The sequence below is a fragment of the Streptomyces sp. NPDC001056 genome, assembly GCF_053598955.1.
In genome coordinates this window covers 91,788-116,687 of sequence record NZ_JBSFLI010000017.1, presented here as the reverse complement: position 1 = coordinate 116,687, position 24,900 = coordinate 91,788, and the positions used below count along the sequence as shown (strand labels likewise).

The 24,900-nt window shown below is 71.5% G+C and carries 25 protein-coding genes; 16 read left to right on the top strand and 9 right to left on the bottom strand.

The window, feature by feature from the left end:
• Positions 1-216: 216 nt before the first annotated feature.
• Positions 217-972: a hypothetical protein gene (locus ACWDD7_RS21110; RefSeq protein WP_450458462.1), complete on the top strand. Its 756-nt coding sequence runs from the start codon at positions 217-219 to the stop codon at positions 970-972.
• On the opposite strand, the gene ACWDD7_RS21105 is transcribed toward ACWDD7_RS21110, so the two are convergent.
• Positions 896-2,227: a D-arabinono-1,4-lactone oxidase gene (locus ACWDD7_RS21105; RefSeq protein ID WP_450458461.1), complete on the bottom strand. Its 1,332-nt coding sequence runs from the start codon at positions 2,225-2,227 to the stop codon at positions 896-898. The two genes, ACWDD7_RS21110 and ACWDD7_RS21105, sit on opposite strands and share 77 nt — an antisense overlap.
• Positions 2,175-3,425 (bottom strand): MFS transporter, encoded by a 1,251-nt coding sequence (locus tag ACWDD7_RS21100; protein WP_450458460.1) that lies wholly within the window; start codon positions 3,423-3,425, stop codon positions 2,175-2,177. The genes ACWDD7_RS21105 and ACWDD7_RS21100 overlap by 53 nt, the downstream gene beginning before the upstream one ends.
• Positions 3,426-3,597: 172 nt before the next feature.
• Between ACWDD7_RS21100 and ACWDD7_RS21095 the strand changes: the two genes are divergently transcribed.
• Together ACWDD7_RS21095 and ACWDD7_RS21090 are read left to right on the top strand one after the other, a co-directional pair.
• The gene (locus ACWDD7_RS21095; RefSeq protein WP_450458459.1) at positions 3,598-4,725 is read left to right on the top strand and encodes a ferrochelatase; all 1,128 of its coding nucleotides are present in this window, start codon (positions 3,598-3,600) and stop codon (positions 4,723-4,725) included.
• Positions 4,726-4,733: 8 nt separating this feature from the next.
• Positions 4,734-5,549: an inositol monophosphatase family protein gene (locus ACWDD7_RS21090; protein WP_450458457.1), complete on the top strand. Its 816-nt coding sequence runs from the start codon at positions 4,734-4,736 to the stop codon at positions 5,547-5,549.
• A gap of 92 nt (positions 5,550-5,641) precedes the next feature.
• On the opposite strand, the gene ACWDD7_RS21085 is transcribed toward ACWDD7_RS21090, so the two are convergent.
• Positions 5,642-5,815: a hypothetical protein gene (locus ACWDD7_RS21085; protein WP_285553251.1), complete on the bottom strand. Its 174-nt coding sequence runs from the start codon at positions 5,813-5,815 to the stop codon at positions 5,642-5,644.
• A gap of 407 nt (positions 5,816-6,222) precedes the next feature.
• Between ACWDD7_RS21085 and ACWDD7_RS21080 the strand changes: the two genes are divergently transcribed.
• From ACWDD7_RS21080 to ACWDD7_RS21065, 4 genes are all read left to right on the top strand, one after another.
• Positions 6,223-6,876, top strand: coding sequence for a response regulator transcription factor (locus tag ACWDD7_RS21080; RefSeq protein WP_189310174.1), 654 nt, complete (start codon positions 6,223-6,225; stop codon positions 6,874-6,876).
• 6 nt (positions 6,877-6,882) lie between these two features.
• Positions 6,883-8,130: a sensor histidine kinase gene (locus ACWDD7_RS21075; protein WP_351864807.1), complete on the top strand. Its 1,248-nt coding sequence runs from the start codon at positions 6,883-6,885 to the stop codon at positions 8,128-8,130.
• 402 nt (positions 8,131-8,532) lie between these two features.
• Positions 8,533-8,829 carry a DUF4193 domain-containing protein gene (locus ACWDD7_RS21070; protein ID WP_037654155.1) on the top strand — a complete coding sequence of 99 codons (297 nt, stop codon included), beginning with the start codon at positions 8,533-8,535 and terminating at the stop codon, positions 8,827-8,829.
• Between the two features lie 13 nt (positions 8,830-8,842).
• A complete protein-coding gene (locus ACWDD7_RS21065; protein ID WP_450458456.1) occupies positions 8,843-9,754 on the top strand; it encodes a hypothetical protein in 912 nt (303 codons plus the stop codon).
• Between the two features lie 64 nt (positions 9,755-9,818).
• Here ACWDD7_RS21065 and ACWDD7_RS21060 read toward each other — a convergent pair whose 3' ends face one another.
• Positions 9,819-10,301, bottom strand: coding sequence for a DUF3093 domain-containing protein (locus ACWDD7_RS21060; RefSeq protein WP_351864802.1), 483 nt, complete (start codon positions 10,299-10,301; stop codon positions 9,819-9,821).
• A 110-nt stretch (positions 10,302-10,411) separates the two neighbouring features.
• Here ACWDD7_RS21060 and ACWDD7_RS21055 point away from each other — a divergent pair, with 110 nt between their 5' ends.
• The 7 genes from ACWDD7_RS21055 to ACWDD7_RS21025 all read left to right on the top strand — a co-directional run bounded on the left by ACWDD7_RS21055 (position 10,412) and on the right by ACWDD7_RS21025 (position 17,248).
• Positions 10,412-10,996: a PaaI family thioesterase gene (locus ACWDD7_RS21055; RefSeq protein ID WP_450458455.1), complete on the top strand. Its 585-nt coding sequence runs from the start codon at positions 10,412-10,414 to the stop codon at positions 10,994-10,996.
• Positions 10,993-11,553: a dUTP diphosphatase gene (gene dut, locus ACWDD7_RS21050; RefSeq protein ID WP_351864796.1), complete on the top strand. Its 561-nt coding sequence runs from the start codon at positions 10,993-10,995 to the stop codon at positions 11,551-11,553. The genes ACWDD7_RS21055 and dut overlap by 4 nt, the downstream gene beginning before the upstream one ends.
• 1 nt (position 11,554) lies before the next feature.
• Complete coding sequence (locus tag ACWDD7_RS21045) at positions 11,555-12,319, top strand: DUF3710 domain-containing protein (RefSeq protein WP_285553231.1); 765 nt, start codon at positions 11,555-11,557, stop codon at positions 12,317-12,319.
• A gap of 339 nt (positions 12,320-12,658) precedes the next feature.
• Positions 12,659-15,253, top strand: coding sequence for an ATP-binding protein (locus ACWDD7_RS21040; RefSeq protein WP_450458454.1), 2,595 nt, complete (start codon positions 12,659-12,661; stop codon positions 15,251-15,253).
• Entirely contained in the window at positions 15,247-15,960 is a 714-nt protein-coding gene (locus tag ACWDD7_RS21035) for a response regulator (RefSeq protein ID WP_450458453.1), read from the top strand. Before ACWDD7_RS21040 ends, ACWDD7_RS21035 begins: the two co-directional genes overlap by 7 nt.
• Positions 15,961-16,027: 67 nt before the next feature.
• Positions 16,028-16,426 carry an OB-fold nucleic acid binding domain-containing protein gene (locus ACWDD7_RS21030; protein ID WP_285553226.1) on the top strand — a complete coding sequence of 133 codons (399 nt, stop codon included), beginning with the start codon at positions 16,028-16,030 and terminating at the stop codon, positions 16,424-16,426.
• A gap of 3 nt (positions 16,427-16,429) precedes the next feature.
• Positions 16,430-17,248, top strand: coding sequence for a DUF3159 domain-containing protein (locus ACWDD7_RS21025; protein ID WP_450458452.1), 819 nt, complete (start codon positions 16,430-16,432; stop codon positions 17,246-17,248).
• Between the two features lie 84 nt (positions 17,249-17,332).
• Here the strand turns inward: ACWDD7_RS21025 and ACWDD7_RS21020 are convergent, their stop codons facing one another.
• Entirely contained in the window at positions 17,333-18,007 is a 675-nt protein-coding gene (locus ACWDD7_RS21020; RefSeq protein WP_351864787.1) for a potassium channel family protein, read from the bottom strand.
• A complete protein-coding gene (locus tag ACWDD7_RS21015; RefSeq protein WP_450458451.1) occupies positions 18,007-18,678 on the bottom strand; it encodes an NAD-binding protein in 672 nt (223 codons plus the stop codon). Before ACWDD7_RS21015 ends, ACWDD7_RS21020 begins: the two co-directional genes overlap by 1 nt.
• A gap of 390 nt (positions 18,679-19,068) precedes the next feature.
• On the opposite strand from ACWDD7_RS21015, the gene ACWDD7_RS21010 reads away from it, so the two are divergent.
• Together ACWDD7_RS21010 and ACWDD7_RS21005 are read left to right on the top strand one after the other, a co-directional pair.
• On the top strand, positions 19,069-21,117 hold the full coding sequence (locus ACWDD7_RS21010; protein WP_392211556.1) for an APC family permease: 2,049 nt from the start codon (positions 19,069-19,071) through the stop codon (positions 21,115-21,117).
• 182 nt (positions 21,118-21,299) lie between these two features.
• Positions 21,300-22,628, top strand: a complete 1,329-nt coding sequence (locus tag ACWDD7_RS21005; protein ID WP_450458450.1) for a class I SAM-dependent RNA methyltransferase — start codon at positions 21,300-21,302, stop codon at positions 22,626-22,628.
• A 135-nt stretch (positions 22,629-22,763) separates the two neighbouring features.
• Here ACWDD7_RS21005 and ACWDD7_RS21000 read toward each other — a convergent pair whose 3' ends face one another.
• Genes ACWDD7_RS21000 through ACWDD7_RS20990 form a run of 3 tightly spaced genes read right to left on the bottom strand, consistent with a single transcriptional unit; the run spans position 22,764 to position 24,894 of the window.
• Positions 22,764-23,618: an EamA family transporter gene (locus ACWDD7_RS21000; protein ID WP_450458449.1), complete on the bottom strand. Its 855-nt coding sequence runs from the start codon at positions 23,616-23,618 to the stop codon at positions 22,764-22,766.
• Positions 23,615-24,637: a FomB family phosphonate monophosphate kinase gene (locus ACWDD7_RS20995; protein WP_450458448.1), complete on the bottom strand. Its 1,023-nt coding sequence runs from the start codon at positions 24,635-24,637 to the stop codon at positions 23,615-23,617. Before ACWDD7_RS20995 ends, ACWDD7_RS21000 begins: the two co-directional genes overlap by 4 nt.
• Positions 24,634-24,894 carry a phosphopantetheine-binding protein gene (locus tag ACWDD7_RS20990; RefSeq protein ID WP_351864774.1) on the bottom strand — a complete coding sequence of 87 codons (261 nt, stop codon included), beginning with the start codon at positions 24,892-24,894 and terminating at the stop codon, positions 24,634-24,636. The genes ACWDD7_RS20995 and ACWDD7_RS20990 overlap by 4 nt, the downstream gene beginning before the upstream one ends.
• Positions 24,895-24,900 lie beyond the last annotated feature (6 nt).

The window sequence follows — 24,900 nt, the reverse complement described above, 5'->3', positions numbered from 1 at the left end:
GTACTCCATTCGGGCCACGTGCGTGGATTGGCGCGCCGCCCAACTTCGGCAGGTGGCGCCCGGAAGCCCCGCGCAACCGGTTTTGTGGATCATGAACGTGGCGAACTTCACGCAACCCCCGGAAACGGAACTAATGGTTCCGCCCGTACGTCCCTATCTCGTGCAGTCGGTACCCCGATGCCGATCAAGTACGGGAAAGGCAGGAAAGTTCCGGCAATGCGCGAAACACCCGACGCGGAGCGGAAGCGGCTCGACCTGAACGTCCCCCAGGTGGCGGGCGGCGCCCTGGCGGCGGTCGTCGCGGCGAAGCTGGCCTCCTCCTTCGGCGTGTACGGCACGATCCTCGGTGCCGGTGTCGTCAGCGTGATCGCCACCTGCGGCGGCACCCTCTTCCAGCACTTCTTCCGGCGCACCGGGGAGCAGTTGCGGGTGGCCAAGACGTCCGCCGCCGCGTCCGCGGTGCCGCCCGCCCCGGGCGAGTTCTCCGAGGGCACCGTCTACCGCGCGCGGGTCAAGAGCTGGCGGCGCCCGGTGGTCGCGGCCGCCCTGGTGTTCGGGGTGACCATGGGCGGCATCACGGCGTACGAACTGGCGTCCGGCAGCAGCTTCAGCGGCGGAAGCGGTACGACGGTCGGCGACGCGGTCGGCGGCCGGTCCACCGCCGTCCACCGAACGGATGACCCCGGTCATCTCCCTTCGCGTACCTCCTCCGGTGACGGCGCCTCCTCCGACGGCGGCGCCACCCCGGAACCGGGCTCGGACCCGGGCACCGGTTCCGGGTCCGACGGCGGTACGGCGGACCCGGCGACGCCCTCCCCGAGCGCCTCGCCGGACGGGCGGGCCGACGGGGCCCCGACCACCCCGGCCCCCACGCCCAGCGGCTCCGCCGGGACGCCTACGACCCCAGCACCCTCCGCAAGTAGTCGTTCCGGAACAGCCGCTCCGGGTCAAGACGGTCCCGCAACGCCGTGAACTCGGCGAAGCGCGGATACACCCGCGCGAAGTACTCCGCGTCCCGGGTGTGCACCTTGCCCCAGTGCGGCCGGCCCTCGTGCGCGGTGAAGATGCGCTCGGCGGCGGTGAAGTACGACTGGTACGGAGTGCCCCGGTACATGTGGACGGCGATGTAGGCGCTGTCGCGGCCGGAGGCGGTGGACAAGGTGATGTCGTCGGCCGGCGCGGTGCGCACCTCGACCGGGAAGCTGATGCGCAGGCCCGAGCGCTCGACCATGGCCTTCAGTTCGCGCAGCGTGTCCGCCAGGGCGGCGCGCGGAACGGCGTACTCCATCTCCACGAAGCGCACCCGGCGCGGCGAGGTGAAGACCTTGTAGGGGATGTCGGTGTACGTCCGCGCGGACAGCGCCCTGCTGGAGATCTTCGAGATGGCCGGAATGCTCGCGGGCGCGGCCCGGCCGACCCACTGGGTCACCTGGAAGACGCCGTTGGACAGGAACTCGTCCGCGAACCAGCCGGCCAGCCGCCCGACCGGCTGCTCGGGGCCCGCGCTGCGGTTGTTGCGCTTGGTGTTGGTGTTCCCGGTGTGCGGGAACCAGTAGAACTCGAAGTGCTCGTTCTCCGCCCAGAGTTGATCGAACTCGGCGAGTACCCGGTCCAGCGGCATCGGCTCCTCGCGCGCCGTCAGCAGGAACAGCGGCTCCACGGCGAAAGTGAGGGCGGTGACGATGCCGAGGGCGCCGAGCCCTGTGCGGGCGGCCGCGAAGACCTCGGGGTTCTCCGTCGCGGAGCAGGTGAGCACCGAGCCGTCCGCGGTGACGAGTTCGAGGCCCTTGATCTGGGCGGCGATGGAGGCGGAGTCGCGTCCCGTGCCGTGGGTGCCGGTGCTGGTGGCCCCGGAGACCGTCTGCTCCATGATGTCGCCCATGTTGGTGAGCGACAGACCCTCGCGCGCCAGCGCCGCGTTGAGCCTCTTGAGCGGGGTGCCGGCCTCGACCGTGACGGTCATGGCCTTTCGGTCGATCTTGCGTATGCCGGTCAACAGTTGAGGGCGTATCAACACTCCGTCGGTGGCCGCGATCGACGTGAAGGAGTGCCCCGTGCCGACGGCCTTCACCGCCAGCCCGTCCTCCCGCGCCCGGCGCACCGCCGCGGCCAGCTCCTCCACCGAGACCGGCGCGACCTGCCGGGCGGGGCGGGCCGCGACGTTCCCGCCCCAGTTACGCCATGTGCCGCTCGTGCCGCTCGTCCTGCCGTTCGCCGTGCTGCTCAACGGTTCCTCCCCGACCCGCGGCCGGCCTGCGCAGCCGGCGGTACCCGAGGAAACCGACCACGACCGCGACGGCCCCGGACAGCACCGGGACCCCGTACCCGGCGCGCGCACCGGCGGCGTCGATCACCGAGCCGCCCAGCGAGGAGCCGAGCGCCACGCCGACCGCGAGGCCGGTGCTCACCCAGGTCATGCCCTCGGTGAGCTGCGTGCGAGGTACGTGCTCTTCGATGAGGGACATCGTCGTGATCATCGTCGGTGCGATGGACAGCCCCGCAACGAACAGCGCCGCGGCCAGAAGCGGCAGGTTTCCGACCAGTAGGAGGGGGATCATACTCACGGCCATGGCGGACACGCCCAGCAGCCAGCGGCGTTCCGGCGCCCCGGCGAGGCGCAGCAGGCCGAAGACCGCACCGGCCACGCAGGAACCGGCCGCGTACAGGGCGAGCACCACGCTCGCGGCGCCCTTGTGGCCGCGTTCGTCGGCGAAGGCGACCGTGACCACGTCCACCGAGCCGAAGATCGCGCCGGTCGCCACGAAGGTCGCCACCAGCACCTGGAGCCCCGGCGAGCGCAGCGCGGTGCCCCCGCCGCGATGTTCGCGCGGGTGCGGCGCGGGCTCGGTGGCGCGCAGGGTGGTCAGCCAGCACACGCCGGCCGCCAGGAAGACCGCGGCGAGCAGGGGACCCGCCTCCGGGAACCAGACCGTGCACAGCCCGATGGAGAGGATCGGCCCGAAGACGAAGCAGATCTCGTCCACGACCGACTCGAACGAGTAGGCGGTGTGCAGCCGGGGCGTGCCCCGGTACAGGGCGGCCCAGCGGGCCCGGACCATCGCGCCCAGGCTCGGCACCGCGCCGATCCCTGCGGCACAGGCGAACAGCACCCAGTCCGCCCACCCGAAGTGCGCGGCCAGCAGCAGCCCCGCGGCCGCGACCAGGGCCACGAGGGTCGCCGGGCGCAGCACCCGGCTCTGCCCGTGCCGGTCCACCAGGCGGGAGACCTGCGGTCCGACCGCGGCGGCGGACAGCGCGATGGTGGCCGACAGCGCGCCCGCGAGCCCGTAGCGGCCGGTGAGCTGGGAGATCATCGTGACCACGCCGATGCCCATCATGGACAGCGGCATCCGGCCGAGGAGCCCCGCGGCCGAGAAGGCCTTGGTGCCGGGCACGTCGAAGAGGGCTCTGTAGGGGCTGGGCACGTGGTCTCCGAGGCGGTTCCGGTAAGGCGCGAATGCGGCGGATACAGCTTACGAGTTAGGCGAACCTAAACGCATCCGGTTATCGGTAGAAAATTTCGTCATAAACCATACTGATCTCGGCTCTTCACCCCGCGGTTGCCGGGGTGCCGGTGCCGGGTGGCAGGATCGAGACATGCCAGACGCGCTCGATGCCACCCCGTACGACGCCCTGCTCCTGCTCTCCTTCGGCGGCCCCGAAGGCCCGGACGACGTGGTCCCGTTCCTGGAGAACGTCACGCGGGGGCGCGGCATCCCGAAAGAACGCCTGAAGGAGGTCGGGCAGCACTACTTCCGGTTCGGCGGGATCAGCCCCATCAACGGCCAGAACCGCGCCCTGATCGAGGCCCTGCGCGAGGACTTCGCCGGGCACGGCCTGGAGCTGCCGGTCTACTGGGGCAACCGCAACTGGGCGCCGTACCTGACCGACACCCTGCGCGAGATGGTCGCCGACGGCCGCCGCCGTGTCCTGGTCCTCGCCACCAGCGCCTACGCCTCGTACTCGGGCTGCCGCCAGTACCGCGAGAACCTCGCCGACGCGCTGGCCACGCTCCGGGCCGAGGGCCTGGAGCTGCCGAGGATCGACAAGCTGCGGCACTACTTCAACCACCCCGGCTTCGTCGAACCGATGATCGACGGTGTGCTGCGCTCCCTCGCCGACCTCCCCGAGGACGTCCGCGACCGTGCCCACATCGCCTTCAGCACCCACTCCATCCCCCTGGCCGCCGCCGACACCTCCGGCCCCGTCGAGGCCCACGGCGAGGGCGGCGCCTACGTCGAGGAGCACCTGGACGTGGCCCGGCTGATCGCCGCCGCCGTCCGCGAGCGCACCGGAGTGGACCACCCCTGGCGCCTGGTCTACCAGTCCCGCTCCGGCGCCCCGCACATCCCGTGGCTGGAGCCCGACATCTGCGACCACCTGGAGGAGCGGCACGCGGCCGGCGTCCCCGCGGTCGTCATGGCCCCCATCGGCTTCGTCTCCGACCACATGGAGGTCCTGTACGACCTCGACACCGAGGCCACGGCCAAGGCCGAGGAGCTGGGCCTGCCGGTGCGGCGCTCGGCCACCGTGGGCGCCGACCCCCGGTTCGCCGCCGCCGTGCGCGAGCTGATCCTGGAGCGCGCCGCCATCGAGCGCGGCCAGGACATCACCCCCTGCGCCCTGGGCACCCTGGGCGCGAGCCACAACGTCTGCCCGGTCGGCTGCTGCCCCTCCCGGACGCCCCGCCCGGCCGCCGCCGGCGCCGACAGCCCCTACGCGTGAGGAGACCCGTGACCGACGCCCTGCACCGGGACCTGCTGCGGCTGGCCCAGGAGGCCGCCCGCCGCGCCGGCGAACTGCTGCGGGACGGCCGCCCGGCCGACCTCGCCGTGGCGCGGACCAAGTCCAGCCCGATCGACGTCGTCACCGAGATGGACATCGCGGCGGAGAAGCTGATCACCGATCTGATCTCCGGGCAGCGCCCCGACGACGGCTTCCTCGGCGAGGAGGGCGCGTCCGCCGCCGGCACCAGCGGCGTGCGCTGGGTGATCGACCCGCTCGACGGCACCGTGAACTACCTCTACGGCCTGCCCACCTGGGCGGTGTCCATCGCGGCCGAGCGGGACGGCGAGACCGTCGCCGGGGTCGTCGCGGCCCCGATGCGCGGCGAGACGTACCAGGCGGTCCGCGGCGGCGGCGCCTGGGCCACCGGCGCGTGGCAGGGCGAACGGACGCTCGCCTGCCGCCCCGCGCCCCCGCTGGACCAGGCGCTGGTCTCCACGGGCTTCAACTACGTCACCGACGTGCGGACCCACCAGGCCGAGGTGGCCGCCCGCGTCGTCCCGCTGGTCAGGGACATCCGGCGCGGCGGCTCCGCGGCCATCGACCTGTGCGACGTGGCCTGCGGCCGGCTCGACGGGTACTACGAGCGCGGACTGAACCCGTGGGACTACGCGGCGGGGGACCTCATCGCCCGGGAGGCGGGCGCGCTGACCGGTGGACGGCCCGGAGAGGGCCCGTCACGGGAGTTGACCATCGCGGGCACCCCGGGCGTCTTCGAGCCCCTCCAGGGGCTGCTGGAGGGCTTCGGGGCCTGGCACGACTGACGCCCCGCCCCGCCCGACGCGAAGGGACCCCGGCGCTGGATTCGCCGGGGTCCCTTCGCGTGCCGTGGTCGCGCCTGCGCGCGCGGGCCGAGTCAGACGCGTGACGCGCCGACCTCCACACCGTGTTCGGCGGCGAGGCGGCGCAGGTCGTCCAGCTCTGCCTGCTCCACCTCCACGAGGAAGTCGTCGCCCTCGTCACGAGCCCGCGACAGGTCGGACTCGGTCGTCTTTATGCGCTGGAGAAGTCCTGCGGTGAAAGCGTCCATGCTGCGCCCCCTCGTCCTGGGTCGGTGGGTCGGTGGCACGGGGGTGTGCCGTGGGAAAGGACGATCACGTCTCGCAGGTGCCCGGCGCGCCCGGCCGGGCGGCTACGGTGCCGGACACCCGCGCCCGCCCTGCACAAGCGGATCGCGAGGTACCGCATGGTGCTGCGGCACATGCAGAGCGTGATCGCGGGGTGTAAACCCGTCCTCCCCCCGCTCCCTTCCCGGGAAACCTGAACGGTGGAGAAAATCTCGTATTCCCGCCCCGGGGCGCCCCTCCCTGCGGCCGGAGGCCGCTTACAGCCGACTTATGGCCGAAAAGGGCAGGATGGAGGTCACACTCCACGAACACCCCTGCCCGTGCGAGCGCCCCGGCGCGCCGCGCGGGTGGACACAGGAAGGACAGCGACGTGCGCGTACTCGTCGTCGAGGACGAGCAGCTGCTCGCCGATGCGGTGGCCACCGGACTGCGCCGGGAGGCCATGGCCGTCGACGTCGTGTACGACGGTGCGGCCGCCCTGGAGCGCATCGGCGTCAACGACTACGACGTGGTCGTCCTCGACCGCGACCTCCCGCTGGTGCACGGCGACGACGTCTGCCGCAAGCTCGTCGAGCTGGGCATGCCCACGCGGGTGCTCATGCTCACCGCCTCCGGCGACGTCAGCGACCGCGTCGAGGGCCTGGAGATCGGTGCCGACGACTACCTGCCCAAGCCGTTCGCGTTCAGCGAGCTGATCGCCCGCGTGCGCGCCCTCGGCCGCCGCACCAGCGTGCCCCTGCCGCCGGTCCTGGAGCGCGCCGGCATCAAGCTGGACCCCAACCGCCGCGAGGTCTTCCGCGACGGCAAGGAGGTCCAGCTCGCGCCCAAGGAGTTCGCGGTCCTGGAGGTGCTGATGCGCAGCGAGGGCGCCGTCGTCTCCGCCGAGCAACTGCTGGAGAAGGCCTGGGACGAGAACACCGACCCGTTCACCAACGTGGTCCGGGTGACGGTCATGACCCTGCGCCGCAAACTCGGCGAGCCCCCGGTGATCGTCACCGTGCCCGGCTCCGGCTACCGGATCTGATCGACCATGGCCACGACCCCCGCACCTCCGCAGGCGCCCCCGAAGCCCACCTGGGACCCCCGGCGGCCCCAGGCGCCCTTCCCCTGGCTGCGCCCCACCATCCGCATACGCCTCACGCTGCTGTACGGCGGCATGTTCCTGATCGCCGGCATCCTGCTGCTGTCGATCATCTACCTGCTCGCCGCGCAGGCGATCAGCACCGGCAACCAGCCGCTGTTCAAGATCGTCAGCTTCCAGGAGCTGAAGGTCTCCAGCGACAACTGCCCCGCGATCAACACCACCAGCCTGCCGCTGGCGGACTTCAACGACGCGATCAGCCAGTGTGTGGACCACCAGCGCCAGGTGGCCCTGGACAACCTGCTCAGCCGTTCGCTGCTGGCCCTGCTGGGCCTCGCCGTGATCGCCTTCGCGTTCGGGTACGCGATGGCGGGCCGGGTGCTGTCCCCGCTCGGCCGGATCACCCGCACCGCCCGCGCGGTGGCCGGCTCGGACCTCTCCCGCCGGATCGAGCTGGACGGCCCGGACGACGAGCTCAAGGAGCTGGCGGACACCTTCGACGAGATGCTGGAGCGCCTGCAGCGGGCCTTCACCGCCCAGCAGCGCTTCGTCGGCAACGCCTCGCACGAACTGCGCACCCCGCTCGCGATCAACCGCACCCTCCTGGAGGTCCACCTCTCCGATCCGGGCGCGCCGGTGGAGCTCCAGCAGCTCGGCAAGACGCTGCTGGCCACCAACGAGCGCAGCGAGCAGCTGGTCGAGGGCCTGCTGCTGCTCGCCCGCAGCGACAACCAGATCGTGGAGCGCAAACCGGTCGACCTGGCCGAGGTGGCCACCCAGGCCATCGACCAGGTGCGTTCCGAGGCCGAGGCCAAGGGCGTGGAGATCCGCGGTGAGCGGAAACCCGCCGTGGTGCAGGGGAACGGCGTGCTCCTGGAGCGGATCGCGCTGAACCTCGTACAGAACGCGGTGCGGTACAACGTGGCCGAGGGGGGATGGGTCGAGGTGGACACCGAGGTCCAGCACGGACAGGCGGTGCTCACCGTCTCGAACACCGGTCCGGTGGTGCCGGCGTACGAGATCGACAACCTCTTCGAGCCCTTCAGACGGCTGCGCACCGAGCGCACGGGCAGCGACAAGGGCGTGGGCCTCGGCCTGTCCATCGTGCGCTCCGTCGCCCGGGCACACGGCGGGCACATCGTGGCGCGACCCCGTGAGGGCGGTGGTCTCGTGATGCGTGTGACACTTCCGCTGTGATCCACCGCCCGTTCCGCCGACACGCGCGGAAGATGTTCGCTTCACGCGGAATTTTCCAGGGGCTGAATGGGCTTCTTCTTGTGTGATCGATCACATGGGCGGATTTCCGGCCATGTACTGTCAGTGATCATGACAGATGGCAGAAAGCCCGGAAAGTCCTGGTTTTCAGGCATCTTGATCACGGGAAGTACACGATGAGGCGCCTTTGAGGTGCGGTATTCGAAGCGTGTACGGTCCTCACCGCCATCCAAGCCGATCACTCTTGAGGGATCGGGTTGGGTGTCGATTGAGTAACAGCCCTTGATGTGAGGCAAAATCTCCGCCTCAGGTCGGGCACAAGTCCGGCCTCTCACGCGTTACGTGCGCTGGAGACACCGCAGACACCCAGAGGGGGAGAGCGATATGGCAACCGACTACGACACTCCACGCAAGACCGACGATGACGTCGACTCGGACAGCCTGGAAGAGCTGAAGGCACGGCGGAACGACAAGACCACCTCCGCGGTGGACGTCGACGAGTTCGAGGCCGCCGAGGGCCTGGAACTGCCCGGAGCGGACCTCTCGAACGAGGAACTGGCCGTCCGGGTCCTGCCCAAGCAGCAGGACGAGTTCACCTGCATGAGCTGCTTCCTGGTCCACCACCGCAGCCAGCTGGCCCGCGAGAAGAACGGTCAGCCGATCTGCCGCGACTGCGACTGAGGACGGGTCGGCCATGACTGGCTCGACCCCTCCCCGGAAGCGCCGCTTCCCCTCGCGGAAAGCGGACCAAGGGTCGCCCGGCGACCCACTCGGTGCGCGTGACGACGAGCGGGGCTCCCCGGACGCGGGAGCCCCGCTCGAACCGACGGCGGACCGGGCCTACCACCCGGGGCCGAAACGGAGGCCCGCGCCCGTCGCCAGAAGGGTTCGGGTCGTCCGCGGCAAAGCCCGGGTCATCGCCCGGGAAGGCGTCCGCAGGAGCGGTGACCGCGCTCGCGCGGGTCTGGCGTACCTCGCGGACCGTGTCATCGACATCGCGCCGCGGGTGCCCGTACGCGACCTCGCGACCCTGCGCGGGCAGTTCCCGGGCCTGGGGCCCGAGGAGCTCGCGGACAAGCTGGTGGCGGGCGCCGCGGCCGGGACCTCGACCATCGGGGCCGGCATCGGCGCGGCGGCGATGCTGCCCGTGCCGCCCGCCCTGCCGACCGAACTGGCCACGGAGATCACCGGGGTCGCTGCGGTCGAACTGAAACTCATCGCGGAACTGTACGAGGTCTACGGCGTTCGCCCGCCCGGCAGCCTCAAGGACCGCAGCACCGCGTATCTGTCCTCCTGGTCGGGGGAGCGCGGCGTCGACGTGATGAGGCCGTCGACCTACGACGCGGCCCTCGGCGGCCGCATGAAGCGCCAACTGCGCCAGCAGATCATGAAGCGAATGGTGCGGGACATGCCGACCCTGATGCCGTTCATGGTGGGCGCCGTGGTCGGGGCGGTGCTGAACCGCCGGGACACCAGAAGACTCGCGGCCCGTGTCCGCGCCGACCTGCGCAAGATCCAGGTGCCCTGGGAGCAGCTGGAGCAGCTGCCGCCCCTGGAGCAGCCCGCCGAGCCCCTGAGACTGCGCGACCTGCCGAAGGGGCGCTGACCCGCCCCGAGCCCTCCCTCGCGCCCCCGGGGGGCCTCCTGAGGGGCTTCCCGCCTACGGGTTCCTAGCCCTCCGCGGAACCGCGCGCGTTCGCCTTCCGCGCCGCCTCGATCGCCGCCGCCAGCTGCTCCGGCTCCCGCGTCGAGAGGTACAGGTACGGCGTGGGGTCCTCGGGGTCGGTGACGATCACCCGCAGGGCCCTCGGGATGTACGCGCGCAGCAGCAGGAACGCGCGGACATCGGCCTTGTGCGTGCGCCAGGCGCGGGCCTCCTCCGGGTCGAGCACCTCCGTCTCGCCCAGCGCCGACACCGGGATCTTCGCCTCGCCCGCGATCAGCGAGTCGCCGACCACGCGGATGCGCGGAGAGCCGTACGAACTGGCGACCACCGCGGCCGCGGCCGTACCGCCGACCAGGCCGCCCAGGATCGGCAGGGTGCCGAACGGGAACAGGATCAGGGCGAAGGAGACGCCCACGAAGAAACTGATCAGCCACCACGAGCGGGGGGCGGTGAGGCGTTCTTCGTACGGGGTGGCGGAGTGCTGCATGGAGCCAAGCTTGGCACGGGATCCTCCGGGCGCCGGAACGAGGGGGCGGGCGCGGAGCGCGTCACGCGGGGCGGTGATGGGAGACGGGCGGGCGGGTAAGGTCTGCGCTCGTGAGTGCTAGTTCCGCAAGCCTTCAGCCCCCAGCCGACGCGGTGAAACCGGTACGGCACCCCGACGCGCCGGCGCCCGGGGAACTTCTCGGTGCCCACTACGAACACTGTTTCGGCTGCGGCCCCGGGCAGCCGCACGGGCTGCACCTGGAGGCGCGGGCCGGCGAAGGTGTCACCCTGACCGCCGAGTTCACCGTCCAGACCGCCCACCAGGGCGCTCCCGGCCTCGCGCACGGCGGCGTCCTGGCCACCGCCCTGGACGAGACCCTGGGATCGCTGAACTGGCTGCTGCGGACCATCGCCGTGACCGGACGGCTGGAGACCGACTACATACGGCCCGTCCCGGTCGGCACCACCCTCCACCTGGCGGCCGAGGTCACCGCCGTCGCCGGGCGGAAGATCTATTCCAGCGCCGTCGGCCGCCTCGACGGCCCCGAGGGGCCGGTCGCGGTCCGCGCCGACGCCCTCTTCATCGAGGTGAAGGTCGACCACTTCGTCGACCACGGCCGCCCGGAGGAGATCCGGGCCGCCATGAGCGACCCCGACCAGGTCCGGCGGGCCCGCGCCTTCGAGGTGAATCCGTGAGCGCCGCCGGCCGTCCCCCGCTGGACGTGCGGATCCGGCGCGTGGACCCGGACGTACCGCTTCCGGCGTACGAGCATCCCGGGGACGCCGGCGCCGATCTGCGCACCACCGAGGCCCGCGAGCTGGCCCCCGGCGAGCGGGCGGTTCTGCCCACGGGGGTGTCGATCGCCCTCCCGGAGGGGTACGCGGCCTTCGTGCACCCGCGTTCCGGTCTCGCCGCCCGCTGCGGTGTCGCCCTGGTGAATGCTCCGGGGACGGTTGATGCCGGGTACCGTGGGGAGATCAAGGTGATCGTGGTGAATCTCGACCCGCGCGAGAGCGTGCGGTTCGAGCGTTTCGACCGGATTGCCCAACTGGTCGTCCAGCAGGTCGAGAGGGTCCGCTTCCAGGAGGTGGCGGAACTTCCCGGCTCCGCGCGGGCCGAGGGGGGCTTCGGGTCCACCGGTGGCCATGCCGCGGTGGGCGACGAGAGCGGCACAAGCGGTCGGTCCGCCGAGGGCGGTCCGACGGGTGGGAATCGATACGCTTCGGTCGTATCCGACCGGGAAGGACAGTGACGTGTTCGGACGTCGCAACAAGAAGGGTGCCGCCGAGGACGCGGCCGGCGAGGCCGAGCAGGTCGTCGACAGCGTCGACACCGAGGCGGACGAGGAGGCGGAGGCCGAGCGCGAGCGCGTCCGGCTGGAGCCCGGCCCGCGGCCCGAGGGACCGTGGGACAGCACCGAGGTGCGCGAGCCGGCCGAGGGCCGCGTGGATCTCGGCGGTCTGTTCGTACCGGGCGTGGACGGCATGGAGCTGCGGGTCGAGGTCGCGGGTGACGCGATCGTCGCCGCGACCGTCGTCCTGCACGACAGCGCCGTCCAGCTCCAGGCCTTCGCCGCGCCCAAGCGCGAGGGTATCTGGGGCGAGGTCCGCGAGGAGATCGCGGCCGGGATCACCCAGCAGGGCGGCATCGTCGACGAGGTCGAGGGGCCGCTCGGCTGGGAGCTGCGGGCCCAGGTGCCGGTGCAGCTGCCGGACGGCACGGGCGGCTTCCAGGTGGTCCGGTTCGTCGGCGTGGACGGGCCCCGCTGGTTCCTGCGCGGTGTGATCTCCGGGCAGGGCGCGGTGCAGCCGCAGGCCGCCGGGCTTCTTGAGCAGATCTTCCGGGACACGGTCGTGGTCCGCGGCGAGGGCCCGATGGCGCCCCGCGACCCGATCGTCCTCAAGCTGCCGAACGACGCCCAGATGGTCCCCGAGGGGGTCCAGCAGGAGGAGGGCTCGCGGTTCTCCGGAGGGATGGGGCAGCTGCAGCGGGGGCCGGAGATCACCGAGGTCCGCTGACGGCTTCAGCAGACGGGTCGCGCCTTCGAGAGGTGCGGCCCGTTTTTCGCGGGCGCGCGCCGTCGGGGCGAGTTCGTCGTCGCCGGGCGCGGGTCCGCCGTGGCCCCTCGCGCGGTCTTCCCCCGGGCGGTGCCGTGGCACCGTCGGCTGGAGCTGCGGGTGGCCCTGCGCGCGGTGGCCCTGCGCCCGGTGGCCCGCCACCCGCTCCCGACCTCCACGGACCCCCCGTCAGAATTCCGTCAAAGGCCCCTCGCCCCTCGTCTCCCGCCCCCTTTGTCCGCATCGTTGGCCGTAAGGTCGACGCTGCGTAGGCAGGGGTGAACGGAAGACAATGGAGCCATGGCACGCGGGAAGCTGCGGATTTATCTCGGGGCGGCGCCGGGGGTCGGGAAGACCTACGCGATGCTGGCCGAGGCGCATCGGAGGGTCGAGCGCGGCACGGACTGCGTCGTGGCGTTCGTGGAGCACCATGGGCGGCCGCGTACCGAGGTGATGCTGCACGGGCTTGAGCAGGTGCCGTGCAAGGCGCTGGAGTACCGCGGGGGAGTCTTCGGGGAGATGGACGTCGACGCCGTGCTGCGCAGGGCGCCCGCCGTCGCTCTGGTGGACGAACTCGCGCACACCAACATCCCCGGCTCGCGCAACGCCAAGCGGTGGCAGGACGCCGAGGAGCTGCTCGCGGCCGGGATCGACGTCGTCTCGACCGTCAACATCCAGCACCTGGAGTCCCTCGGGGACGTCGTCGAGTCCATCACCGGGGTGCGCCAGCGCGAGACCCTGCCCGACGAGGTCGTGCGGCGGGCCGATCAGATAGAGCTGGTCGACATGTCGCCGGAGGCACTGCGCCGCCGGATGGCACACGGCAACATCTACCAGCCCGACAAGGTCGACGCGGCGCTGTCCAACTACTTCCGCCCCGGCAACCTCACCGCGCTGCGCGAACTCGCGCTGCTGTGGGTCGCCGACCGGGTGGACGAGTACCTGAACCAGTACCGCAGCGAGCACCGGGTCTCGAAGATCTGGGGTTCGCGGGAGCGGATCGTGGTCGGGCTGACCGGCGGGCCCGAGGGACGCACGCTCATCCGCCGGGCGGCCCGGCTCGCCGAGAAGGGCGCGGGCGGCGAGGTGCTCGCCGTCTACATCGCCCGCAGCGACGGCCTGACCGCCGCCTCCCCGAAGGAACTCGCCGTCCAGCGCACCCTCGTGGAGGACCTCGGCGGCACCTTCCACCACGTCGTCGGCGACGACATCCCGGCCGCGCTCCTGGACTTCGCCCGCGGCGTCAACGCCACCCAGATCGTGCTCGGCTCCTCGCGCCGCAAGGCCTGGCAGTACGTCTTCGGGCCCGGCGTCGGCGCCACCGTCGCCCGGGACTCCGGCCCCGACCTCGACGTCCACATCGTCACCCACGAGGAGGTCGCCAAGGGCCGCGGACTGCCCGTGGCCCGCGGCGCGCGGCTCGGCCGTACGAGGATCATCTCGGGCTGGGCCATGGGGGTCGCCGGTCCGTCGGTGCTCGCGCTGCTGCTGAACAGCGTCGACATCGGCCTCGCCAACGACATGCTGCTGTTCCTGGCCGTCACGGTCGCCGCGGCCCTGCTCGGCGGCCTGCTGCCCGCCCTGGCCTCGGTGGCGCTCGGCTCTTTGCTGCTGAACTACTTCTACACCCCGCCCCTGCACCGCTGGACCATCGCCGACCCGAAGAACATCGTCGCCATAGTGATCTTCTTCGGCGTCGCCGTGTCCGTCGCCTCCGTGGTGGACCTCGCCGCCCGCCGCACCCACCAGGCGGCCAGACTGCGGGCCGAGTCCGAGATCCTCTCCTTCCTCGCCGGCAACGTGCTGCGCGGCGAGACCAGCCTGGAGGAGCTGCTGGAGCGGGTCCGCGAGACCTTCGCCATGGAGTCGGCCGCCCTGCTGGAGCGGAAGAGCGACGTCGAGCCGTGGACGTGCGCGGGCCGCGCCGGCTTCGGGCCCACCCTGGAGCGTCCCGAGGACGCCGATGTCGACATGCCCGTCGGCGACCACATGGCGCTCGCGCTGACCGGCCGGGTACTGCCCGCAGAGGACCGCAGGGTGCTCGCCGCCTTCGGTGCCCAGGCCGCCGTCGTCCTCGACCGCAGGCGCCTGCAGGAGGAGGCCGACCGGGCCCGGGCGCTCGCCGAGGGCAACCGCATCCGCACCGCCCTGCTGGCCGCCGTGAGCCATGACCTGCGCACCCCGCTGGCCGGGATCAAGGCCGCCGTCTCCTCGCTGCGCTCCGCCGACGTCGACTGGTCCGAGGAGGACCGCGCCGAGCTGCTGGAGGGCATCGAGGAGGGCGCCGACCGGCTCGACCACCTCGTCGGCAACCTCCTGGACATGTCCCGCCTGCAGACCGGCACCGTCACCCCGCTGATCCGCGAGATCGACGTGGACGAGGTCGTACCGATGGCCCTGGGCGGTGTACCGGAGAACAGTGTCGACCTGGACGTGCCCGAGTCCCTGCCGATGATCCTGGCCGACCCCGGGCTGCTGGAGCGCTCGGTGGCCAACCTCGTGGAGAACGCCGTCAAGTACAGCCCGCACGGCCGGCGCGTCCTGGTCTCCGCCAGCGCCCTCGCCGACCGGGTGGAGGTCCGCGTGGTGGATCGCGGACCGGGCGTGCCGGACACGGCCAAGGACCGTATCTTCGAACCCTTCCAGCGGTACGGCGACGCCCCCCGCGGCGCGGGCGTGGGACTCGGCCTCGCCGTGGCCCGGGGCTTCGCCGAGTCCATGGGCGGCACCCTGAACGCGGAGGACACGCCCGGCGGCGGCCTCACCATGGTCCTGAGCCTGCGCAGCGTCCACGGGACGCAACCGGTGACGCAGTACCCCGAAACGGCGGCCACCCCCGCCCCCGGCGACGGCGGAGCGGGCGGCGCGGAACCAGAAAGGCAGACCCTATGCTGAGCCCGAGCGGGGCCCAGACCCCCACGAGGGTCCTCGTGGTCGACGACGAGCCGCAGATCGTGCGGGCCCTCGTGATCAACCTCAAGGCACGCAGGTACGAGGTCGACGCGGCCGCCGACGGCAGGTCCGCCCTCGACATCGCCGCCTCCCGCCACCCCGACGTGGTCGTTCTCGACCTGGGCCTGCCCGACATGGACGGCGTCGAGGTGATCAAGGGTCTGCGCGGCTGGACCAGGGTGCCGATCCTGGTGCTGTCCGCCCGGCACTCCTCCGACGAGAAGGTCGAGGCCCTGGACGCGGGCGCCGACGACTACGTCACCAAGCCCTTCGGCATGGACGAACTGCTGGCCCGGCTGCGGGCGGCCGTACGCCGCGCCGAGCCGGTCGGCGCCGGCGAGGACGGCGTGACGACCGTGGAGACCGAGGGGTTCGCCGTCGATCTGGCCGCGAAGAAGGTCAACCGCGGCGGCCGGGACGTCCGGCTCACCCCCACGGAGTGGCACCTCCTGGAGGTGCTGGTGCGCAACACCGGCCGCCTGGTCAGCCAGAAGCAGCTCCTCCAGGAGGTCTGGGGGCCGTCCTACGGCACGGAGACCAACTACCTGCGCGTCTACATGGCCCAGCTGCGGCGCAAGCTGGAGGCCGACCCCTCGCACCCGAGGCACTTCATCACCGAGCCCGGGATGGGGTACCGGTTCGAGACATGAGGAGCCGCGCACCGGGAAGTGTGAACGGGGACGCGGCGCTGTCCGCGGGTCCCGGTACGCTTCAGATATGAGCGCTGTTCCTCGTTCCGAAAAGCCGGCCGGCCGGTTCCGGCGGATGCTCGACCGGCTCTCCACGTCCCAGGCGGACCTGGAGTCCGAGGAGCTGCGCGAGGACGCCGAGACGGCTGGTTGTACGAAGATCGGCGACTGCCAGGACCGGCAGATCGTCACCGTAACTGGTACCTTGCGCACGGTCACCCTGCGTCCGCGCGCCGGCGTCCCGGCCCTGGAGGCCGAGCTGTTCGACGGGTCCGCAGCGCTGGACGTGGTGTGGCTCGGCAGGCGTTCCATCGTGGGCATAGAACCAGGGCGCAAGCTGATCGCATCGGGCCGGATCTCGCTGAGCCGGGGCCGCCGGGTGCTGTTCAACCCCAAGTACGAACTGCGACCCCTCGGACGGGAGTAGCCGGTGACGTCCCTCGACAAGCCGACCGAAGACACCGACCAGACCCCGCCCGGCGCGTCCGGCGAAGGCGACGCCCGTGCGGTGACGGAGGCGGCGCTGTTCGAGGCCTTCGGCGGCGTCCGCGGCATGGTCGAGACGGTCGTGCCGGGCCTGCTCTTCGTCGCGATCTTCACGATCGACAAGGACCTGCACCTCTCGGCGATCGCCGCGCTGGCCGTCTCCCTGGTGCTGGTCGTGGTCCGGCTCGCCATGAAGGACACCGTCAAGCACGCCTTCAGCGGTGTGTTCGGTGTGGCCTTCGGCGTGGTGTTCGCGATGTTCACCGGCAATGCCAAGGACTTCTACCTGCCCGGCATGCTGTACACGCTGGGCCTGGCCGTCGCGTACATCGTCACCACCCTCGCCGGGGTCCCGCTGATCGGCCTGATCCTCGGCCCGGTCTTCAAGGAGAACCTCTCCTGGCGTACCCGCAACCCGGGCCGCAAGAAGGCGTATGCCAAGGCGAGCTGGGCCTGGGGCCTGATCCTGCTCGCCAAGTGCGCGATCCTCTTCCCGCTCTACTGGTGGTCCGACACCACCCGGCTCGGCTGGGTCCTGGTGGCCCTGAAGATCCCGCCCTTCCTGCTGGCCGTCTGGCTCACCTGGGTCTTCCTCGCCAAGGCGCCCGCGCCCATCGACGTCTTCGCGGAGATGGAGGCCGAGGAGCAGGCCGAGAAGGAGCGCGAGGCCGAGAAGGAGCGCGAGGCCGAGAAGGAGCGCGAGGCCGCGCTGGCCGCCGAGGGCGGCCACCCCGAGCCGGGCCGGCACCGCAGGCAGGCGTGACCGCCGTACGCACAGCGCGTCGCCACGACGACGAAGGGCGCCCTTGTCACCAAGGGCGCCCTTCGTACGTTCACGGCCGGGCCGTCAGGACTCTTCCCGCTTCCGCACCGACAGCAGCTCCTCCAACTGCTGCTCCCGGGCCTGCGCCGCCACGAAGAGCAGCTCGTCGCCCGGCTCCAGGGAGTCCTCCCGGGAGGGGGTCAGCACCCGGGTGCCGCGGATGATGGTCACCAGCGAGGTGTCCTCGGGCCAGTGCACGTCCCCGACCTGGGTGCCGGCCAGGGCCGACTCCTCGGGCAGCGTCAGCTCCACGAGGTTGGCGTCGCCGTGGCTGAAGCGCAGCAGCCGTACCAGGTCGCCGACGCTCACCGCCTCCTCGACCAGGGCGGACATCAGACGCGGGGTGGAGACGGCCACGTCCACGCCCCACGCCTCGTTGAACAGCCACTCGTTCTTCGGGTTGTTGACGCGGGCGACGACACGCGGAACGCCGTACTCCGTCTTGGCGAGCAGCGACACCACCAGGTTGACCTTGTCGTCACCGGTGGCGGCGATCACCACATTGCAGCGCTGCAGCGCCGCCTCGTCCAGGGACGTGATCTCGCAGGCGTCGGCCAGCAGCCACTCCGCCTGCGGCACCCGCTCCACCGAGATGGCGGTCGGGGCCTTCTCGATGAGCAGGACCTCGTGGCCGTTCTCCAGCAGCTCGGTGGCGATCGAGCGGCCGACGGCGCCGGCTCCGGCAATGGCGACCCTCATCAGTGACCGCCCTCCTCTTCCGGGCCCCCGGCGAATGCCGCCTCGACCTGCTCCACGTCGTCCGTCCGCATCATCACGTGCACGAGGTCGCCCTCCTGCAACACCGTCTGGGAGGTGGGCAGGATCGCCTCTCCCAGCCGGGTCAGGAACGCGACCCGCACGCCCGTGTCCTCCTGCAACTTGCTGATCTTGTGGCCGACCCACTTCGGGGAGGTGTGCACCTCGGCGAGCTGCACCCCGCCGGTGGGGTCGCGCCACAGCGGCTCGGCCCCCGAGGGCAGCAGCCGACGCAGCATCTGGTCGGCCGTCCAGCGGACCGTGGCCACGGTCGGGATGCCGAGGCGCTGGTAGACCTCGGCGCGCCGGGGGTCGTAGATGCGGGCGGCCACGTTCTCCACGCCGAACATCTCGCGCGCGACCCGCGCGGAGATGATGTTGGAGTTGTCGCCGCTGGAGACGGCCGCGAAGGCGCCCGCCTCCTCGATTCCCGCCTCGCGCAGGGTGTCCTGGTCGAAGCCGACTCCGGTGACCCGGCGGCCCCCGAATCCCGGTCCCAGCCGACGGAAGGCGGTCGGGTCCTGGTCGATCACGGCGACCGTGTGCCCCTGTTGTTCCAGGGTCTGGGCGAGAGCGGAGCCTACTCGCCCGCAGCCCATGATGACGATGTGCACGACCGTCCTTCCGAAGTCAAGAGTCGTTGGCTTGGCCTGAAAAGATTCTCAGACCGTCGCCCAAGCTACACACGCATCACCCCCGGCGGGCACCCCCGTACCCGGGTCGGGCCCGCCGCGCGGCCTCATCCGCTCATCTGCGAGTGATGCTGCGCACGCTGCACAGGGTCAGGATTCCGAGGCCGGTCATGGCGAGCACGGCCCCGATCAGCTCAGCGGTGGGCGGCATCGGGCCTCCACGGGTCGGCTACTGGCGGGGTCTGCCATCTAGGCACGACCCGTGTCAGGACCACGGAATCCGTACATCACTCCGCCGCCGAGTTCACCCATGGGGAAGATATTGCGGACAGGGTGGGCGGCTGCCAGTTCGAAGGCTTACGATCCTCTCTCGTGTCCAAACTGACCGACGTGCCCAAACGGATCCTGATCGGGCGCGCATTGCGCAGTGACCGGCTGGGGGAAACCCTCCTGCCGAAGCGCATCGCACTGCCCGTCTTCGCCTCCGACCCGCTGTCCTCCGTCGCCTACGCGCCGGGGGAGGTTCTGCTGGTCCTGTCCATCGCGGGCGTGTCGGCGTACCACTTCAGCCCCTGGATCGCGGTCGCGGTCGTCGTGCTGATGTTCACCGTGGTCGCCTCCTACCGCCAGAACGTCCACGCGTACCCGAGCGGCGGCGGCGACTACGAGGTGGCGACGACCAATCTCGGTCCCAAGGCCGGCCTCACCGTCGCGAGCGCCCTGCTCGTCGACTACGTGCTGACGGTCGCGGTCTCCATCGCCTCCGGCATCGAGAACCTCGGCTCGGCCGTCCCGTTCGTGGTCGAGCACAAGGTGCTCTGCGCGACCACCGTCATCGTCCTGTTGACGCTGATGAACCTGCGCGGCGTCAAGGAGTCCGGGAAGCTCTTCGCGATCCCGACGTACGTGTTCGTCGGCGGCGTCTTCATCATGATCCTGTGGGGCGCGTTCCGCGGCCTGGTGCTCGGCGACGCCATGCGGGCGCCGACCGCCGAGTACCACATCAGAGCCGAGCACCAGGGCCTCGCGGGCTTCGCGCTGGTCTTCCTGCTGCTGCGCGCCTTCTCCTCCGGCTGTGCCGCCCTGACCGGCGTCGAGGCCATCTCGAACGGTGTCCCGGCCTTCCGCAAGCCCAAGTCGAAGAACGCCGCGGCCACGCTCGCGGCGATGGGCCTGCTGGCCGTCACCATGTTCTGCGGCATCATCGCCCTGGCCATGACGACCAAGGTCCGCATGGCCGAGAACCCGGCCACCGACCTGTTGCACAACGGCCACCCGATCGGTTCCGGGTACGTCCAGAACCCGGTGATCTCCCAGGTCGCCGAGGCCGTCTTCGGCAAGGGCAGCTTCCTGTTCGTCCTGCTGGCGGCCGCGACCGCGCTGGTGCTGTTCCTCGCCGCCAACACGGCGTACAACGGCTTCCCGCTGCTCGGCTCGATCCTCGCCCAGGACCGCTACCTGCCCCGCCAGCTGCACACCCGCGGCGACCGGCTCGCCTTCTCCAACGGCATCGTGCTGCTCGCCGGCGCCGCCGCGCTGCTCACCGTGATCTACGGCGCGGACTCCACGCGTCTGATCCAGCTGTACATCGTCGGCGTGTTCGTGTCCTTCACGCTGAGCCAGACCGGCATGGTCCGGCACTGGAACCGCCACCTCTCGGTCGAGAAGGACCAGGCCAAGCGCCGCCACATGCTGCGCTCGCGCGCGATCAACACCTTCGGTGCCTTCCTCACCGGTCTGGTGCTGGTCGTCGTCCTGGTCACCAAGTTCACGCACGGCGCGTGGGTGGCCCTGCTCGGCATGTGCATCTTCTACGCGACCATGACCGCGATCCGTAAGCACTACGACCGCGTCGCCGAGGAGATCGCCGCGCCCGAGGAGCCGGACGACGACCTGGTGCGCCCCTCCCGGGTGCACTCCGTGGTGCTGATCTCCAAGATCCACCGCCCGACCCTGCGGGCCCTGGCCTACGCCAAGCTGATGCGCTCCGACAGCCTGGAGGCGCTCACGGTCAACGTGGACCCGGCCGAGACCAGGGCACTGCACGAGGAGTGGGAGCGGCGCGGCATCGACGTGCCGCTGAAGGTCCTCGACTCGCCGTACCGCGAGGTCACGCGGCCGGTGATCGAGTACGTCAAGGGGCTGCGCAAGGAGTCCCCGCGTGACGCGGTCTCCGTGATCATCCCCGAGTACGTGGTCGGCCACTGGTACGAGCACCTGCTGCACAACCAGAGTGCCCTGCGCCTCAAGGGCCGTCTGCTGTTCACGCCCGGCGTGATGGTCACCTCCGTGCCCTACCAGCTGGCCTCCTCCGAGGTGGCCCGCGTCCGGGCCCGCAGGCGCCAGGAGTGGAACGCGCCCGGCGCGGTCCGCCGCGGCCCGGCGGGGGAGCGGCCGAAGGCGCCGTCGGCGAAGGACTGACGCGGGACCGGCGCGGGAGCGCGGGTCGGGGCCGGGGCGGCGAGGCCGTAGACTGGTGGGCTGTTGTCGGTCCACCGGGCTGCGCTCGCCGCCCCGGACCCGTCTCCGCGGCTCGTCTGCGTTTCGCGGTCCCCTGTTTGCTGTCCCTCTGTCTCAAACTCGATCCTCTGGAGTCATCCACCATGCAGGCAGAACCGACCACGTCTCTGGTGGGCGAGGAGTACGAGGTCGAGATCGGCCCCGTCGCCCATGGCGGCCACTGCATCGCCCGCACCGCCGAGGGCCAGGTCCTCTTCGTCCGGCACGCGCTGCCCGGCGAGCGGGTGGTGGCGAAGGTGACCGAGGGCGAGGAGGGTGCCCGCTTCCTGCGCGCGGACGCCGTACGCATCCTGGAGGCGTCCAAGGACCGCATCGAGGCCCCCTGTCCCTTCGCGGGCCCCGGACGCTGCGGCGGCTGCGACTGGCAGCACGCCAAGCCGGGCGCCCAGCGGCGGCTGAAGGCGGACGTGCTCGCCGAGCAGCTCAGGCGGCTGGCCGGCCTCACCCCGGAGGAGGCCGGCTGGGACGGCACGGTGGTCCCGGCCGAGGGCGACAAGCTGCCCGCCGGAGAGGTGCCGCAGTGGCGCACCCGGGTGCAGTACGCCGTCGACGCCGAGGGCCACGCGGGCCTGCGCCGCCACCGCTCGCACGAGGTCGAGCGCATCGACCACTGCATGATCGCGGCTCCGGGCGTGTCCGAGCTGGGCATCGAGAAGCACGACTGGACCGGCATGGAGTCGGTCGAGGCGATCGCGGCGACGGGCTCCCAGGACCGCCAGGTGATCCTCACCCCGCGTCCGGGTGGCCGCCTCCCGCTGGTGGAGCTGGACAAGCCGGTCTCGGTCCTTCGGGTCGACGAGAAGTCCGGCGGCGTGCACCGCGTCCACGGCCGCCCCTTCGTCCGCGAGCGCGCGGACGGCCGCACCCACCGCGTCGGGGCCGGCGGCTTCTGGCAGGTCCACCCGAAGGCGGCGGACACCCTCGTCACCGCGGTGATGCAGGGCCTGCTCCCGCGCAAGGGCGAGATGGCCCTCGACCTCTACTGCGGCGTCGGCCTCTTCGCCGGCGCCCTCGCCGACCGCCTCGGCGACAAGGGCGCGGTCCTCGGCATCGAGTCCGGCAAGCGCGCGGTCGAGGACGCGCGGCACAACCTGGCCGACTTCCCCCGCGTCCGTATCGAGCAGGGCAAGGTCGAGTCCGTCCTGCCGCGCACGGGCATCACCGAGGTCGACCTGATCGTCCTCGACCCGCCGCGTGCGGGCGCCGGCCGGGACACGGTCAAGCACCTCGCCTCCCTGCGGGCGCGACGGATCGCGTATGTGGCGTGCGACCCGGCGGCCCTGGCCCGGGACCTGGGGTACTTCCGGGACGGCGGGTACCGGGTGCGGACGCTGCGGGCGTTCGATCTGTTTCCGATGACGCATCACGTGGAGTGCGTGGCGATTCTGGAGCCGGCTGCGAAGGGCGCCTGACGGTGAGCCCAGAGGGGCGGGGCGGTCCCGCTCCTCTGGACGAGAAACGCGACCGACCTGCTGTGTGTGGACCTGTTTCGGTGACGCACCATGTGGAGTGCGCGGCGACTTCGGAGCCGGTCCATGCCGCGCCGTTCAGGTGGTGCCGAGCATCAGGGCGATGCCCGCCATCATGACGCCCGCGGCGACGATCCTGGCGCCGCCGAACCGCTCCTTGAAGAGGAAGACGGAGATGGCCGCGCCGGCGATCACACTGGACTCTCGCAATACGGCGACCGGCGCCAGCGGGGCCCGGGTCTGGGCCCACAGCACGAGGCCGTACGACACGACCGACAGCACCCCGCCCAGCAGTCCGGGCACGGCCACGGGCCGCAGCCGTTCGGCGAGCCCGCCGCGCAGCCGTACCGCGGCGTAGAAGGGGATCGCCGTGCCGTCGAGCACCATCAGCCAGCCGATGTAGCCGAGGGCTGCCCCGGCCGTGCGCACCCCCACCCCGTCGACGAGGGTGTAGGCGGCGATGGTGAGCCCGGTCGTGGCCGCCATGGCGATCGCCGGCCACTGCGGCGCCCGCCGCGACCGGCCGCGGACGCCCCACAGCGCGAGGCCGACGAGGCTCAGGGTCACCAGGACCATGCCGGTGGTGGCCGCGACGCCCATCCGCTCCCCGAGGACGAAGGTCGCGAACAGGGTCACCACGGTCGGGGCCACCCCGCGCGCGATCGGATACACCTGGCCGAAGTCGCCGAGCCGGAAGGATCGGATCAGCGCCACCTGGTATCCGACGTGCAGGACGACGGAGGTGATCAGGAAGGGCCAGACGGCCGCCGCCGGCAGCGGGGCCCATGCCGCGAGGAGCGCTCCCGACGCGGTGCGGCCGACGCCGACCAGGGTCAGTCCGGCCAGTTCGTTCCTGACGCGGTGGGTGATCGCGTTCCAGCTCGCGTGGGTGACCGCCGCGAGCAGCACCACCAGGGCGACCAGCGGCGTCACCCGGCAGGCCCGGCGGCGAGCGCGGCGAGCACCTCGGACCTGCACGACGGGTCGAGCATGTCGACGTTGGCCCGGAAGCAGCGGGCCCCGGCCACCAGTTCGGCCAGTCGGCTCCTCATCGTGCCCAACGCGCTCGTGAACGTGTCGAAGTCCCTGCCGAAGTGCGCGAGGAGGTCGTCCTTGAGGCCGTAGTTGGTCACCGCGGACGCGAACTGGTCGAGGAACAGGGCGGTCTGGTCGGGAGAGATGCGCTCGAAGCCCCGGTGACCGGCCGGATTGTGGTCGGTGATCACGATGTTGCGTATCCGGCCGGTGTCCGCGGGTGTGCCCGGGAACAGCAGCTCCGGGGCCGCGAGGTGGTCGCCGCTCTCCACATGGGGGGTGAGCCGGTGTTGTTCGATCAGCTCTTCGAACTGCGCGTCGCGCCGGATCCGGACCGAGGACGGGACGGCGTGGGCGATGCCGTCCCGTATCAGGACGTGGGTGTTCGTCAGGAATCGTGCCCCGGCGCGGCACGCCTGGGTCAGGAAGACCGTCTTGCCGCCGCCGTTCGGGCCGACGAGGAGCGTGGCGCTGCCGTCGTCGAAGGTGAACCCGCCCGCCTTGAGGTGGAGATAGCCGTGGTCGACGGCGAAGTCGGTCAGGATCCGCTTGACGAAGCAGGGCCAGACCGTGCGCTCCAGACGGTGTCCGAAGACGTACGACCGGTGTCCCTCGGTGATCAGGTGGGCGGGGGCGCCGAAGATGTGGTTCAGGTAGTACCCGTCCCCGAACCGCTTGGCCCGCAGCGTGCGGTCGGCGCGGGCCCGCAGTTCCTCCGTGTCGAAGGCGTCCCGGCCGAGGTCCACGCAGTGGATCTCGTAGTCGGCGGGTTCGTCGGCCTTCTCGGGTGGCACTTCGCGGGAGAAGTACGCGTAGGCGTCGAACTCGGGCAGGTTGGAGGAGATCCTGATCTTCAGGAGGTTCAGGTCCACCAGCTTCGACGAACGCCGGGGCAGCTCGCGCAGGTTCAAGGTCATGACCGCACCAGGCTGTCGACCGCCGCGACGATCCGGCCGACGGTCGAGAAGGTCTCCCGGGTGAGCAGGGCGTCGGGGAACTCGATGTCGAAGGTGTCCTCCAGCCCCGCCATCAGGGACACGCTGCCCAGCGAGTCCAGGCCGGCCTGCCACAGGTCGGTGTCGGGGCCGATGGCGCCGGGGTCCGCGGACGGGCCGAGGAGGGGCAGCAGGATCTCCCGGACCGCCGGCTCCAGGGCCGTGGTCGTCTCTTCCATGACGCG